This is a genomic window from Thioclava sp. GXIMD2076, from assembly GCF_037949795.1.
In the GTDB taxonomy this organism is placed as follows: domain Bacteria; phylum Pseudomonadota; class Alphaproteobacteria; order Rhodobacterales; family Rhodobacteraceae; genus Thioclava; species Thioclava kandeliae.
In genome coordinates, this window is the sequence record NZ_CP149932.1 from 1,700,156 (window position 1) to 1,714,486 (window position 14,331).

Sequence of the window (14,331 nt, forward strand, 5' to 3'; positions counted from 1 at the left end):
GAATCCCTTAGCTGTTTGCGGCCTCTAGGGCCTTTGCGGTCAGCCGCGACAATGCCGTTTTTACGCGGATCATGAAACCCCCCTCGGCAATATCTTCGCCCGCGACCAGATCGACGGTCTTGGGCTTGTCGATGCCGGGGATGGTGATGACCAGATCACCCAGCTTGTCGCCCTTGGCAATCGGTGCATCGAGCGGACCGGTATAATTGGCCACGGCGGTAATAGTGTCTTGCGAGGTGGCGGGGACCAGCAGATCGAGATCCTCGGCGGGCACCATGGACACCTGCGATTTCGAGCCCAGCCAGACGGGGGCCGATGCAATCTGCGTGCCGCTGGTGACGACCTTTTTCATAACGAACTGGCGAAAGGCCCAGTTGGCAACCGCCTCCGCCTCCTGACGGCGGGCGGCTTCGGAATCCATGCCCGCCAGCACGAAGACGATCCGGCGGTCGCCCATATGGGCCGAGCCCACCAGCCCGTAGCCCGCTTCCTGCGTATGGCCAGTCTTCATGCCATCCGCCGTCCAGTCGGCGGCCTTGATATCCAGAAGCGGGTTGCGGTTCTCGGCATTGGCCGGAGCGCGGTCCTTGTAGTTGAAGTTCGTCATGCCGAAGAACTTATAATATTCGGGGAATTCGGTGATGATGCGCGTCGCCAGAATGCCCAGATCATGGGTGGACATGCGCTGTCCCGGATCGGGCCAGCCCGAGGCATTGGCAAACATCGAGTTCTTCATACCCAGCTGATGGGCACGCTCGGTCATCTGCTCGGCAAAGGCGCGTTCGGATCCGGCGAGCCCCTCGGCCACCACCACGCAGGCATCATTGCCCGAGTTGATGATAATCCCGTGGATCAGCTCGCCCACGGTCGGGCGGTCCATCGTGTTGAGGAACATCGTCGAGCCGCCCATCGATTGCGCATGGGCCGAGACGCTGAAGGTGGTATCCATCGTCACCCGCCCGTCGCGCAGCGCCTCGAACAGCAGATCCAGCGTCATCAGCTTCGACATGGAGGCGGGCGGCAGAGGGATATCCGCATTTTTCGACATCAGCACCGTCTTGGTGGTGACATCATAGACCCAAGCCGCCGAGGCTGAGGTGTCAAACGCATGGGCCTTGTGGGCCGCAAACGGCACAGCCGCAGCGATGGTCAGGCACAGGGCCGCGATCCGGTGGGCGAGACGTTTCATCTTTCTTCCTTATTTCGAGACGGCAAAGGCGTCTTTGAAGCCCAGCCCCTTGATTTTCGTCAGCAACGTGTTGCGGTCGGATTGCGAGGCAGCAGGGCCCGCCACCACTCGCCAGAATTTCTTGTCTTGCCAGTTTTCCTCGATGGTCTGCGCAACCACACCGGATTTGGACAGGGTCTGGGTGACCTGCTCGGCATTGGCTTTTACCGAGAAGATCCCGATCTGGACCAACAGGCCGGTGGGTTTGGCCGCAGAGGGCTGCAGGGCAGGGGCCGGAGCCTTGGGAGCGGGTTTCGCTGCGGGTTTCTTGGGCTCCGCTGTTGCGGCCGCAGATGCCTGCGCGGGTGCCTTTGCTGCGGGCGCCGCGGCAGGCAGGGCACCGGTGGCGATCTTCTCGGGCGCCATCGCGTCGGAGGCGGCCACGACCTCTGCCTCGGGGGCAGGTTCGGCGCCCTCGGGTGCCGCTTCCTGACGGCGCAGGGCCACGACCGAGAGTTTGGCAGGGGCGCCTGCCAGCATTCCCAGCGCATCGGCCGCATCCGAGGAGACCTGAAGCTTGGGGCCCGGATTCTCGCGTTCGCGGCGGAAGAGCGCGCCGATCACGAATTTTCCGTTGGCGGTGTTACGGATGATGACCCGCTCGGGATCTTTCACGCTCGGATGCGCGACCCAGACACCGCCCAGCGAGGGGCGGCCATCCCAGAGGCCGTCTTCGGTAACGGAAAAGACCTGGGGCGCTTCGACATCGCGCTCGACCAGACGGGCCGAGGTCTGCTCGGTGACCGCGCCCTCATCGGGGTCCTTCTTGCCGAAGGGCAGACCCGTGGTCTGGCAGGCCGCAAGCGAGAGACCCGCGCCGAACATGATGATCACCGGAGATAGTCGTCTGTGCATTCTGCCCTTCCCATTCGCAAGGCAAGACAAGGAGATCCCGTCTGCCCGAACATGCACGCCCTGCGGGGTCGTGATTATTATGCCTCGGTTGCCCGTCTCTTTCGGACGGATCGTTTGACGTGAGTGTAACGGTCAATTCCGTTCAAGGAAAGCACCTCGGCACATGCGATTGGCGGCAGATTGCTGGCGATGCCTCAGAAAAACGTGAGGGCGCGGACCCGCTATGGTCCGCGCCCCCGTTTTCGGGCATTTTCCCTTGTCTGTATTCGGGCGACGGAGGCGGGGGTCAGCCCGCCAGACGCTGCGGCATCGCGCAGGCGGCGTGCTCTGCCTCGAGCGTGAATTTGGCGCTCTCGCTTGCGAGCGTCTCGGCCAGCGTCTGCAGCGCGGCCGTGGTGGCCGAAGCTTCCTCGAACATGGCCGCGTTCTGCTGGGTCACCTGATCGAGCTGGTTCACCGCCGTCTGGATCTCGTGCAGGCCGGTCGATTGCTCGACGGCAGAGTTTGCGATGTCGCGCACCACCTGATCGAGGGAGATCACGACATCCTGGATTTCCTGCAGCGACTGCCCCGACTGGTTGACCAGTGACACACCGGAATTCACATGGCGCTCGGAGGTCGAGATCAGATCGGCGATTTCCTGTGCCGCATCCGAGGAGCGCTGCGCCAATGCCCGCACTTCCGAGGCCACCACGGCAAATCCGCGTCCTGTCTCGCCCGCCCGCGCGGCCTCCACACCGGCATTGAGCGCTAGAAGATTGGTCTGGAAAGCGATATCCTCGATCACCGAGGTGATGCGCGAGATCGCCTGCGAACTCTGGGCGATGGCATTCATCGCAACGATTGTGTCTTCCACGATCTGGCGCCCGTTCTCGGCACGCACCCGCGCCCCGCCGACCGATTGTTCGGCCGCTTTCGCCCCGTCGGCCGAGCTTTTGACCGAGGCTGCCAGCTGGTTGATGGCAGCCGCCGATTCCTCGAGCGAGGCCGCCTGTGCCTCGGTGCGCTGGCCCAGCTTGGTGCCTGCCTCCGCCAGATTTCCGGTCTCGGCGCGCAGGGAGTTCGCGCTGTCCACGATGCCGCCGATCAGCGTCGCGATCTGGTCGAGCGAGCTGTTCATATCGTCGCGCAGCCCTTCGAGGTCGCGCGGCACCTCCACCGTGATACGCCGAGTCAGATCCCCCTGGTTCAACGCCGTCACCACCTGCTGGAAATCCGCGATGGCGGCCTTGCGCAGGGTGATGTCGGTGGCGAATTTCACCACCTTTACCACGTTACCGGCCTCGTCGAGGATCGGGTTGTAGCTGGCCTGGATCCAGATATCGCGGCCATCCTTGCGGATGCGCCGGTATTCGGCCTGCTGGAAGGTGCCCTCGGCCAGCTTCTGCCAGAAGAGCGTGTAGGCGCTGCTGGCGCGTTCGGCCTCGGCCACAAAAATACGGTGATGCTGGCCCTTGATCTCGGGCAGGGAATAGCCGAGCGCCTCGAGGAAGAGGGCGTTGGCGGTCAGGATCTTGCCCTCGGGGGTGAATTCGATCACCGCCTGCGAGCGGCCAAGCGCGGCGATCTGCCCTTCGGCATCCATCGTCTTCTGCTTGTCCTCCGTGATGTCATTGGCGATATTGGTCACGCCGATCACCGTGCCGCGGCTGTCGGTGACCGGGTTATAGCTTGCATTCAGCCAGATGTCGCGGCCCGCTTTGGTCCGGCGCTTGAACTCGCCCGACTGGAACTTGCCTGCACGCAGCTCGGCCCAGAACTGCGAATAGGCAGGCGTATGCGCCTCGCCTTCGGGCATGAACCGAGCATGATGGGTGCCTTGCAGATCGGCCAGCGTATAGCCCATCGCCTTGCAGAAGACGGGGTTGGCGAAGAGGATGTTTCCCTGCGGATCGAAGTCGATCACCGCGTTCGAGCGGTCGAGCGCCTCCAGCTTGGCCATCATCGCCCGTCGCGCCGTTTCCTGCTTGGTCACATCGCTCGCGGTTTTGATGATGCCGCCGATGCGGCCTTCGGCGGTTTTCCACGGCGTGTAGCTGGCGCTGAGATAAAGGCTCGCGCCGCTGCGGGTGCGGCGTTCGAAAATCACGGTCTGGGCTTTGCCATTGCGCAGTGCCTCCCAGAAGAGACGATATTCGGTCTGCTCTGCCTGTCCGTCGGGCATGAACAGGCTATGGGGTTTGCCCACCAGCTCTTCCGCCGCATAGCCGGTCAGGGTGCAGAAATTCGCATTGACCTGACGGATCGTTCCGTCAGGGTCGAAACAGATCACGGCCTGTGATTGATCGACCGCCCATGCGACGGGCAACACGGTATCGTTCGGCCCAAGCCGTTTTTTCTTCAGAGTAAACACAGGGAGATGCTCCGTAATCGTTACGGAACCTAAACTAAGGTGAATTGATTAATGAACTACGCAACAACCATGAGCATGTGATTGATATACATGGAAAATATAGACAGGATATGTGATCGTAACATGCAAGAATCTTGCAGGTTTACCTTGGGGAAATGACTAAGCCGCTTATTTATAAGGCAGATTTGGGAATATACTGCGAGGCAGGGGATTTCTATATCGACCCCCATCGCCCCGTTGCCCGTGCAGTGGTCACCCATGGCCATGCAGATCATGCGCGAGCGGGACATGGTGCTGTTCTCGCTACGCGGGAAACCCTTGATATCATGAAGATTCGCTATGGTGAGAATTTTGCTGGCGCGACCCAGGCTATCAAGGGCGCGATTCGGGTCGGTGATGTCAATGTCAGCCTGCGGCCAGCGGGTCATGTGCTGGGCTCCGCGCAGGTGGTTATCGAGAAGGGCGGGCGGCGTGATGTAATTTCGGGCGATTACTCGCGGGTGGCCAATCCGGCCTGTGCGCCCTTCGAGCCGGTGCCCTGTGACCTCTTCGTGACCGAGGCGACCTTTGCTTTGCCGGTGTTTCGCCACCCTGATCCGGTTAACGAGATTAACCGTTTTCTGGCCTCGGTGCGCCGTTTTCCCGAGCGCCCGCACATCATCGGCGCCTATGCGCTTGGTAAGGCGCAGCGGGTGATCATGCTCCTGCGGCAGGCAGGATATGATGCGCCGATCTACATACACGGTGCGCTGCAGGCGTTGTGCGACTACCACATCGCGCAGGGTATCCCCTTGGGGGATCTGCGGCCCGCCACGATGGACAAGGCGCAGGCGAGGGAGTTGCGCGAGGCGGTGCTGATCGCGCCGCCCTCGGCCTTTGGCGCGGCATGGGTGCAGCGCTTTGCCGATCCGGTGATCTCCTTTGCCAGCGGCTGGATGCAGATCCGCGCCCATGCCCGCAGGCGCGGGGTCGAACTGCCGCTCGTGATCTCCGATCATGTGGACTGGCCCGATGTTACCCGCACCATCGAGGAAATCGATCCGGAGGAATTCTGGATCACCCATGGCCGCGAGGAGGCGCTGATGCGTTGGGCGGCGCTCACCCAGCGCCGTGCGCAGCCCTTGCATCTGATGGGCTATGAAGAGGAGCCCGAATGATGCGCACCTTTGCAGGACTTCTGGAACATCTGGCCTATACTGGCGGGCGCAATGCGAAACTCGCCTATCTGGCCGAGTATTTTGCCGCCAGCCCGGACCCCGATCGCGGCTATGCGCTGGCGGCCCTCACCGGCGATCTGTCCTTGGGCCGTGTGCAGCCCGCGCTCTTGCGGGCCATGGTGGCCCAGAGGGTGGATGCCGAGCTTTTCACGCTGTCCTATGATTTCGTGGGCGATCTGGCCGAGACGATCGCGCTGATCTGGCCCGAACCTGCCGCGACGATCGATCTGCCACTCGGGCGGGTGGTCGAGACGCTCCTGCCGATGTCAAAGCCCCAAGCCGCCCGCCAGATCGCCCATTGGCTCGACCAGTTGTCCGCGCCGGAGCGGCTGGCGCTCCTGAAACTCGCCACGGGTGGGCTGCGGGTGGGTGTCTCGGCGCGGCTGGCACGGGTGGCGCTCGCCCAGATGGGGGCCCAGATAGGTGGGCCTACGGTCGAGGAGATCGAAGAGCTCTGGCACGGGTTGGCCCCGCCCTATACCGAACTTTTCGCATGGATCGAGGGCGGCGCGCGTCCCGCCCAAGCAGCCTTTGCGCCCTTCCGCCCCGTGATGCTCTCGACGCCGGTGACCGATGCTGATCTGCCGAAACTCACCCCCGCCGATTATGTGGCGGAATGGAAATGGGACGGGATCCGCGTGCAGGCCGTCTCCGAGAGCGGCACGCGCAGGATCTATTCGCGCACGGGCGATGACATCTCGGGCAGTTTCCCCGATCTGGTGGAGGCGATGGAATTCGAGGGCGCGCTCGATGGCGAGTTGCTGATCAGACGCGGCGATCAGGTGGCGCCTTTTGCCGATCTGCAAAAGCGCCTTGGCCGCAAGAAGCCGGGCGCAAAGATGATGGCCGAGGCGCCTGCCGCGCTGCGGGCCTATGATATCCTCACATGGGAGGGCGAGGATCTGCGTGGTCTGGCCTTCGATGCGCGCCGCGCGCGGCTCGAGAGGGCGGTGGCGGGGCTTGATCCGCGGATCGATGCCTCGCCGCTGCTGCCCTTCGCCGATTGGGAGGCGCTGGCCGCCCTGCGCGCCGATCCGCCCGAGGTCGTGATCGAGGGGGTCATGCTCAAGCGCCATGACAGTGCCTATCAGGCAGGGCGTCCGCGTGGCCCGTGGTTCAAATGGAAGCGCGAGGCGCGGCTGGTGGATGCGGTGCTTCTCTATGCGCAGCGCGGTCATGGCAAACGCTCCGGCTTTTATTCTGATTTCACCTTTGCCCTGTGGGATGGTGCGGCGCCCGAGGCGCCTCTGGTGCCGGTGGGTAAGGCCTATTCGGGCTTCACCGATGAGGAACTGCGCCGCCTCGACCGCTTTGTGCGCAGCCATACGCGCGAACGCTTCGGGCCGGTGCGCTCGCTCGAACCGAAGCTGGTCGTGGAGGTGGCCTTCGAGGGGCTCAACCGGTCCTCGCGTCACAAATCGGGCGTGGCGATGCGCTTTCCGCGCATCAGCCGTATCCGCTGGGACAAGCCCGCCGAGGAGGCCGACCAGCTGAACTCTCTGCTGGATCAATTGCCGCCCGAAGGGTAGCGTTCTGGCCAACCAAGGGAGGCGACTATGTCCGAGAAATCCAACGCCCTGCGCATGGCGCGCTATAACAGCTGGCAGAATAACGCGATGATCGGGGCGGCCAACCAGCTGCCCGCACCCGAACGTCAGCGCGATTTCGGCACGTTCTTCAAATCCATCGAGGCAACCTTCTCGCATATCTTCTGGGCCGACCAGGTCTGGCTCTCGCGCTTTGGCGTGGTGGAGCCGATCAAGCTGGGGATCCCCGAAAGCACGGGGCTGATCACCGATTGGGACCGCTTCCAGACCGATCGCAAGGCGCTGGACCAGCAGCTTTACGACTGGGTCGAGGGTTTGGACGAGGGGTGGTTCGCGGGCGATCTGGCATGGTATTCGGGCGCGGTCGGGCGCGATATGGTCAAGCCCCGCGCGCAGGTGATCGGCCATATCTTCAACCACCAGACCCACCATCGTGGACAGATCCATGCGATGCTGTCGATGGCGGGCGTCAATTCCGGCATCACCGATCTGGCGATGATGGAGGAGTAAGACGCGGGCGCTACGGTTGGGCCTTGCTCTCGGGCGCAGCCATTGGCGCGTCCGCTACATCTTCCGTGGTGGCTTCGGTGTCCGGTTCGGCCTCGGAGACGGCCACAGCTTCGGGCAGGGCCGGGATCGGCACCCGCAGGATCTTGCGGCCCATCGCATAGGCGATACCGCCGCCCGTCAGCCGCGCAAGCTCGGGATGGTCCATCTCGAGCCCGCCGGTAAAGGTGCCGAATGCGGGCAGGATCATATGCTCTTCGCCCACCAGCAGCGCCCGCGCCGTGCGCCCCGCGATACGGGTCTTGGGGTGGAAATGGGCCGAGATATCGGGGCCCCGTCCCGATGGGCCGCCCGCCTGATGGCGGAAGGCCAGATTGCCGAAGCGGAGTTCGGGCATGATATCGCCAGGCAGGTCGTGCTTGCCCGGGTCATGGTTTCCGGTGATCCAGATCCAGTCGGTCACCTTGGCGATCGCCGCCAGCCGCGCTTTGACCGAGCGCGCCAGTGACCGCCCCGCCTCGTCGTCATCAAAGGCGTCACCCAGCGAGATGACACAGGCAGGCTTGGTGAAAAACAGCGTCGCATCAAGGCGGGCCAGAGTATCGAGATCGCCAAAAGGTGGCAGAAGGGCGCCGCCGCGCCGCGCCACCCGCTCGGCCTTGCCGAAATGCAGATCGCCCAAAATCAGCGTGCGCCGCTCGGGCCAGTAGAGCGCGCCGGTGGATAGCACCATGAAACTATGACCCGCAAAGCGCACGGGGGCAGTGACCAGCTTCTCGTCGAAATCGGGCAGAATGCTCGATACCCCATCTGTCATGTCAGTCCTGCCTCGGCCATCAGCCGTTCCGCTTCTTGTTCCATCAGACGCATTTCGCCCGTTCCACCACGGATCGCAACCCGTCCCGCTTCAAGAAGGAGTGGGGCGGCAAGCGGTGTCACGCGAGTGGCGGTAGTATGCGTGACGGACCGGTGTCTGCGCAACATCTCTTCGATACGCCCGAAATCCACCAGCCCGCGCTGCGCCTCGGCCTGCGTCATGCGCAGCATCAGATGGTCGGGGTCATAGCGGCGCAGCGTGTCATAGAGGATGTCCGAGGAAAACGTCGCCTGTTTGCCAGAGCGCCGCCCGCCCGGCAGATTGCGCTGGATCAGCCCCGCGATGGTGGCCACGGTGCGGAAGGCGCGCTTCATCACCGTATTCCGGCCCAGCCAGTGCTCGAACCCCTCGCGCAGGTCCTGCGCCTCCAGAAGCGGCTGCGGGTCGGTGACCGGATCGACCGACCATATGAGGAGCGCATAATCGGTGGCGGTAAAGCCCAGAGGCCCGAGGCCCAGATCCTCCATCCGCTTTGTCACCAGAAGTCCCAGCGTCTGATGGGCGTTGCGCCCCGCAAAGCCGTAGAGGCAGGTATAGTGGCGGTCTTTGCGCGGGAAGCTTTCCACCAGCAGGTGATCGGGTTGGGGCAGGGCCGATACCTCTGCCTGCAGCTCCAGCCAGTCGCGGCAATGGGGCGGCAGGGCGCGCCATGCGCTCCGGTCGGCAATCAGCGCCTCCACCCGCCGCGAGAGCTGGGTCGAGGTGGCGAGTTTGGTGCCGGAATAGACGGCGATCTTGGGCTCGCGGCCGCGGGCGGGGGTCACCTCGACCACCAGATCCCGCAATCCCTCGTAGCGCACCACCTGACCGCCGATCAGGAACGTATCCCCCGGCGCCAGAGTGGCGGCAAAGGCTTCCTCGATTTCGCCCAGAGGCCCCCCGCCGCGCCGCGATTTCAGGCGGACCTTCAGTGTCTCGCTATCCACGATCGTGCCGATATTCATCCGCAGATCGCGTGCACTCCGCGGATCGCGCAGCTGCCAGAGCCCATGGCGCTGCATCAGCCGCTGCCAGCGGTCATAGGCCCTGAGCGCGTAGCCACCCGTCGCGCAATACTCCAGACAATCGTCAAACACGGCCCGCGTGAGCGCGGCATAGGGGCCCGCGCGGCACACCTCGGTATAGAGCGTATCGGCATTGAAGGGGGCTGCGCAGGCCGTCAGCAGGATATGCTGGCAGAGCACATCCAGAGGTCCGTCCCCGCGCGGATCGCCATCCAGGTCATTCTCCCGCACGGCTTGCAGGGCGGCGGCACATTCGATCTCCTCGAACCGGTTGGCCGCCACGATCCGCGCCTTCGAGGGCGTGTCATAGCGGTGGTTGGCCCGCCCGATCCGCTGCACGAGGCGCTTGACGTTTTTCGGCGCGCCCACCTGAATGACCAGATCGACATCGCCCCAGTCGAGCCCCAGATCCAGCGAGCCGGTGCAGACCACCGCCCGCAGGCTGCCCGCCACCATCGCCGCCTCGACCTTCTGTCGGGCCTCGCGGGCAAGCGAGCCGTGATGGAGGCCGATAGGTTCGTTCGTGTCATTGACTTCCCAGAGCGCCTGGAAGAACAGCTCGGCCTGCGCACGGGTATTCAGGAATACCAGTGTCAATTTCGCCTCGCGGATCGCTGCCATCACATCGCGCACGGCATAGCGCCCGCCACCGCCCGACCATGGCGGCGGGTCAGTGGTGGCCAGCATCGCGATATCGGGGGCGGGGCCGGGGTCGGCCTGAATAATGCGTGCGCCGCCCATGAACGCTGCAAGCCCCTGCGGGTCCTCGACGGTCGCCGAAAGGCCGGTGACGGTAAGATCGGGCGCAAGGCTGCGCAACCGCGCAAGGCCCAGCATCAGCTGGTCTCCGCGGCGGCTTTCGGCCAGCGCGTGGATCTCGTCGAGAACCACCCGTTTCAGCCCCGCAAAGATCTTCGGCGCTTCGGGATAGGACAGCAGCAGCGCCAGCGATTCGGGCGTCGTCAGCAGGATATCGGGCGGGTCCACCCGCTGGCGCCTACGGGTCGTGGCGCTTGTGTCGCCCGTGCGATCCTCCACGCGAATATTGAGGCCCAGCCCGTCAATCGGGGCGTTCAGGGACCGCGCGATATCCGCACTCAGCGCCTTGAGCGGCGAGACATAGAGCGTGTGCATCCCGCCTTGCGGCCCATGCAGCAGATCGGCGAGGCTCGGCAGGAACCCCGCCAGTGTCTTGCCCCCGCCCGTCGGCGCGATCAGGAGCGCATCGCCCTGATGGCAGAGCACCTCCAGCTGATGCGGATGCGGGGTCCAGCCTTGGGCCGAGAACCAGTTTTGCAAAGCGGGGGGGAGCGAGGGCATCATGCCCCCGAGATAGGACAGAAAAACGCCTGCGCAAGGGATCCAGCGCAGGCGTTTCGACGTGATTTGATCAGTTGCGCACGAAGCCCATACGCCCCAGCACTTCCGACAGATCGCCGGTGGTATAGGGTTTGCGCATCAGCTCGGCTGCCGGGTAATCCTCGATCCCCGCCTCATTGGCGTCATAGCCTGAGGCCAGCACGATCGGGATTCCCATCCGCGCCAGATGCTCGGCCACTGGCAGCGAGGTTTCCTCGCCCAAATTGACATCGAGCACGGCAATCTTCGGACGGAACCCCTCATTCAGGATCGCCAGCGCTTCGGCCACGGAGGCGGAAGTGCGCACCGTATCTGCGCCCATATCTTCCAGCATGCCTGCCAGATCCAGCGCCACGATCATCGTATCTTCCAACACCAGCGCCGGTCCACCGACCCAGGGCTCGCCACTTGCAGGGGAATTTTGATCTTGCATTGTGATATCCGGATTACCTTCAAACGGGCGATGATCGATAACGGTAGTGGCGGGCAATGAGAAGGTGGCTTCGACACCCGCGGAGTTGTAACGCACCTCGGCGGCGCCTTTCAGCTCATGCGGAATGGTTTTCTCGATCACGGTCGAACCGAAGCCGCGCCGCGTGGGCGCGCGCACCACGGGCCCGCCGCGCTCGACCCAGGCGATGGTCCATGTGCCATCACGCTCCTCGCTCATGGTGATCTGAACGCGGCCATTGGGGGCGTGCAGCGCGCCGTATTTGACCGAATTGGTCACCAGTTCATGGAAAACCAGCGCCATCGGGGTGAAGGCATCGGGGCTGATGATGATATCCTGACCCTTGAACTCCAGACGGCTGGTATTGCCCGAGCCGAAGGCATTGGCCTCCACCTCGATCAGCTCGGCCAGCGGGATCGGCGAGAACTGGTCGCGGGTCAGCTGGTCATGGGCGCGCGAGAGCGCACTGATCCGCCCATCCAGAGCCTCGGTGAACTGCCCCAGCGTCTCGGCCCCGTTGCTCGATTGTTTCATGATCGAGCGGATCAGGTTGAGAATATTGCGCACGCGGTGGTTCAGCTCGGAAATCAGGAGCGCCTGCCGCTCCTGCGCCTGCTTGCGCTCTTTTTCGGCCTGATCGGTGAGTTTGAGCACCACCTCCAGAAGCGTGCCACGCAGCGCCTCGGCGGCGCGCAACTCGCTCGTGGCCCAAGGGGCGGAGTGACCATGCACCACCTCGCGCCATGCCTCGAAGCTTTTGCGGGGTGTCAGGCGGTCGCCATAGGGCCCGTGCTCCACAGGCTTCTCGGGATTGCCCGCCCATGTGACCGATTGCGCGATCTCGCGACGGAAGAGCACCAGATAGTCCCGCGGGCGGCGCGATATCGGCAGGGCCAAGAGACCCGCGCAGCTGCTCTGATACTCGGAGGCGGCAGGGAAGTTCTTCGACAGGTTGTCGGTGGAGAAGACATGCGCCCCCGAGGCCGTATTGAGATAGCGCGCGAGCCGGTAGAACTGGTCCTCGCTCGGCACCGTGCCACGGGTTATCAGCTTGCCGTCACTATAGAGTGCGACACCGTCAAACTGGATAAGATCCTCGATCTGGCGGGTGATGTCGTTGAAATTCTCGGCCCATTCGCTGGTGTTGGACACCAGCGCCATGATCCGGTTGTGGGTATCCTGCGCGCGTAGGGCGGATTCGTTTTCCGCCTGCGTTTCGGCGCGGGCCAGCTCGTAGGAGAACAGCTGGCCGAACAGCTCGATGGCCGTGCGCTTCTCGTAATCCATGATCAGCGGTTCGGGATGGTGGCAGGCGATCAGCCCCCAAAGCTCGCCGCGATTGAGGATCGATACCGACATTGAGGCCTGCACACCCATATTGCGCAGATATTCCAGATGGATCGGCGAGACCGAACGGGCCACTGAAAGCGACAGGTCCAGCGGCTCGCCTAACGGGTTCTGGGCGGGAACGATAGCAGAGCCTTCATCATCCACATCACCGATCAACCGCAGGAGCGAGCGCATATAGAGCGCGCGCGCCTGTTTGGGGATGTCCGATCCCGGAAAGCGCAGGCCCAGATAGCCCTCCATTCCGGGGGCCAGCGCCTCGGCGATCACCTTGCCCGAGCCATCCGCGCCGAACTGGTAGACCATCACCCGTGCAAACCCCGTCAGCCGGCGCACGCTCTCGGCAGCCGAGGCCGACATGCGGGTAATGTCGCGCATCGTGGCAAGTTTCTGCACCAGTGGCTGCACTACGGCCAGATCGCTGATATGGTTGACGGATCTTTTCACCTCGAATTCGAGAATGAACCCGTGCTTGTAGGCATGGGCCGCCACATCGAAATGCACCCCGCGCCGTCCGATCTCGAGCCCGAAGAGACGTACACTCGTCTGGTCGAGGCTCAGCCGCGTGATATGGGCGCGGATCAACTGCTGGGTCTGCACCGGCAGCAGGTCCGAGATCGGCAGCCCCAGCAGGTCGTCCTGTTTGAGCCCCAGCATCCGGCTGGTATTTTCCGAATGGTGCTGCACGATCCAGTCATGGCTGAGCGCGATCAGGCAGGCCCAGCTTTGCACGCGGCCCAGCTGGTGGATCGGCTCGCGATCACAATTGGTCAGATCCGTCTCGACGGTCATGCTCTGGTTCTGTGTCATAAAGGCGCTTTCTGTGCCCGCGGGTGGTGCTGCGGGTCAGTAGGGGGCGTAACATGTTGCGAAAGCGCCATGGAAAACCATCCAAAGCATCGCTCGGCATCCGCGATAATACAATCAGTCTGGCGGTTTTCTACAGGAATATTGGTGGCTTGGTGAAGAAAACTCTGCCAGAGCCGAGGATCGAACGGATGGCACAGATAGCGATTGGCGCTCTCGGTGCGACCCTTGGCAGCCAATGCCTTGACGCGGCGTTTGGCCAGCGCCTGATTGCCGAGCCGTGAGCCGAAGAGGATGTAATCGAAGGCCAAAGGATGCAGGGGAGCGGTTGGTGGAGGCGCAGTCGGCGATGCGGGCGGGCCGTCCAGTTCCCGCAGATCGGTTCCGATCGCGGCCAGAAGATCGGCAAGCAGCGCCGTGCCTGCGCTGGGCGGCTGACCCTGCATGGCCCGTGCCATTTGCATCAGGGCGTCATGATGGGCGCGCAGGAAAATCCGGTAATCCCCGTCCTCTGTCAGATCGAGGGTTGAGAAGGCGGTGTCGATGGAGGCATGCGCCGGAGCAAGCCGCAGGCGCAGGGCATCTCGCAGATTGGATGCCTCGCGTGGCGCGGCGGGAGAGTGTAGCAAGTCTGGTCTGGCCTTTGTTTGACAAGAAATGGGGAATGGCATGGCACGGGCCGAAGAAGTGACGGCCTGCTGTCGGCTTGGCCTCTGGGAAGTTTCATCAACAGATGGCATGGGGGCTGGCTTTATGCTATGTCAAAAGACATATCTGGC

At 63.5% G+C, this 14,331-nt stretch carries 10 protein-coding genes; 3 read left to right on the top strand and 7 right to left on the bottom strand.

The features are described from left to right. Positions 1 to 7 precede the first annotated feature (7 nt). The 3 genes from WDB91_RS08440 to WDB91_RS08450 form a co-directional block, all read right to left on the bottom strand. Positions 8 to 1,189: a D-alanyl-D-alanine carboxypeptidase family protein gene (locus WDB91_RS08440; protein ID WP_339112131.1), complete on the bottom strand. Its 1,182-nt coding sequence runs from the start codon at positions 1,187 to 1,189 to the stop codon at positions 8 to 10. A 9-nt stretch (positions 1,190 to 1,198) separates the two neighbouring features. Next, the gene (locus tag WDB91_RS08445) at positions 1,199 to 2,083 is read right to left on the bottom strand and encodes an SPOR domain-containing protein (RefSeq protein ID WP_339112132.1); all 885 of its coding nucleotides are present in this window, start codon (positions 2,081 to 2,083) and stop codon (positions 1,199 to 1,201) included. A gap of 286 nt (positions 2,084 to 2,369) precedes the next feature. Continuing rightward, the gene (locus WDB91_RS08450) at positions 2,370 to 4,436 is read right to left on the bottom strand and encodes a PAS domain-containing methyl-accepting chemotaxis protein (RefSeq protein WP_339112133.1); all 2,067 of its coding nucleotides are present in this window, start codon (positions 4,434 to 4,436) and stop codon (positions 2,370 to 2,372) included. 155 nt (positions 4,437 to 4,591) lie between these two features. On the opposite strand from WDB91_RS08450, the gene WDB91_RS08455 reads away from it, so the two are divergent. Genes WDB91_RS08455 through WDB91_RS08465 form a run of 3 tightly spaced genes read left to right on the top strand, consistent with a single transcriptional unit; the run spans position 4,592 to position 7,710 of the window. Next, the gene (locus WDB91_RS08455; RefSeq protein WP_339112134.1) at positions 4,592 to 5,593 is read left to right on the top strand and encodes a ligase-associated DNA damage response exonuclease; all 1,002 of its coding nucleotides are present in this window, start codon (positions 4,592 to 4,594) and stop codon (positions 5,591 to 5,593) included. Continuing rightward, entirely contained in the window at positions 5,593 to 7,182 is a 1,590-nt protein-coding gene (locus WDB91_RS08460; RefSeq protein ID WP_339114484.1) for a cisplatin damage response ATP-dependent DNA ligase, read from the top strand. The genes WDB91_RS08455 and WDB91_RS08460 overlap by 1 nt, the downstream gene beginning before the upstream one ends. A 27-nt stretch (positions 7,183 to 7,209) precedes the next feature. Further along, positions 7,210 to 7,710 (top strand): DinB family protein, encoded by a 501-nt coding sequence (locus WDB91_RS08465; protein WP_339112135.1) that lies wholly within the window; start codon positions 7,210 to 7,212, stop codon positions 7,708 to 7,710. 10 nt (positions 7,711 to 7,720) lie between these two features. Here WDB91_RS08465 and pdeM read toward each other — a convergent pair whose 3' ends face one another. From pdeM to WDB91_RS08485, 4 genes are all read right to left on the bottom strand, one after another. Next, complete coding sequence (gene pdeM, locus WDB91_RS08470; protein ID WP_339112136.1) at positions 7,721 to 8,524, bottom strand: ligase-associated DNA damage response endonuclease PdeM; 804 nt, start codon at positions 8,522 to 8,524, stop codon at positions 7,721 to 7,723. Further along, complete coding sequence (locus WDB91_RS08475; protein ID WP_339114485.1) at positions 8,521 to 10,908, bottom strand: ligase-associated DNA damage response DEXH box helicase; 2,388 nt, start codon at positions 10,906 to 10,908, stop codon at positions 8,521 to 8,523. The genes pdeM and WDB91_RS08475 overlap by 4 nt, the downstream gene beginning before the upstream one ends. 70 nt (positions 10,909 to 10,978) lie before the next feature. Next, positions 10,979 to 13,555 carry an HWE histidine kinase domain-containing protein gene (locus tag WDB91_RS08480; RefSeq protein WP_339112137.1) on the bottom strand — a complete coding sequence of 859 codons (2,577 nt, stop codon included), beginning with the start codon at positions 13,553 to 13,555 and terminating at the stop codon, positions 10,979 to 10,981. After that, positions 13,552 to 14,181, bottom strand: a complete 630-nt coding sequence (locus WDB91_RS08485; protein ID WP_339112138.1) for a hypothetical protein — start codon at positions 14,179 to 14,181, stop codon at positions 13,552 to 13,554. The genes WDB91_RS08480 and WDB91_RS08485 overlap by 4 nt, the downstream gene beginning before the upstream one ends. Between the last annotated feature and the right edge of the window lie 150 nt (positions 14,182 to 14,331).

What these genes read in the sequence shown, in the direction of transcription:
- WDB91_RS08440 (WP_339112131.1), bottom strand. Translation starts at nt 1,189, where the DNA reads ATGAAACGTCTCGCCCACCGGATCGCGGCCCTGTGCCTGACCATCGCT.
- WDB91_RS08445 (WP_339112132.1), bottom strand. Translation starts at nt 2,083, where the DNA reads ATGCACAGACGACTATCTCCGGTGATCATCATGTTCGGCGCGGGTCTC.
- WDB91_RS08455 (WP_339112134.1), top strand. Translation starts at nt 4,592, where the DNA reads ATGACTAAGCCGCTTATTTATAAGGCAGATTTGGGAATATACTGCGAG.
- WDB91_RS08460 (WP_339114484.1), top strand. Translation starts at nt 5,593, where the DNA reads ATGCGCACCTTTGCAGGACTTCTGGAACATCTGGCCTATACTGGCGGG.
- WDB91_RS08465 (WP_339112135.1), top strand. Translation starts at nt 7,210, where the DNA reads ATGTCCGAGAAATCCAACGCCCTGCGCATGGCGCGCTATAACAGCTGG.
- pdeM (WP_339112136.1), bottom strand. Translation starts at nt 8,524, where the DNA reads ATGACAGATGGGGTATCGAGCATTCTGCCCGATTTCGACGAGAAGCTG.
- WDB91_RS08475 (WP_339114485.1), bottom strand. Translation starts at nt 10,908, where the DNA reads ATGCCCTCGCTCCCCCCCGCTTTGCAAAACTGGTTCTCGGCCCAAGGC.
- WDB91_RS08480 (WP_339112137.1), bottom strand. Translation starts at nt 13,555, where the DNA reads ATGACACAGAACCAGAGCATGACCGTCGAGACGGATCTGACCAATTGT.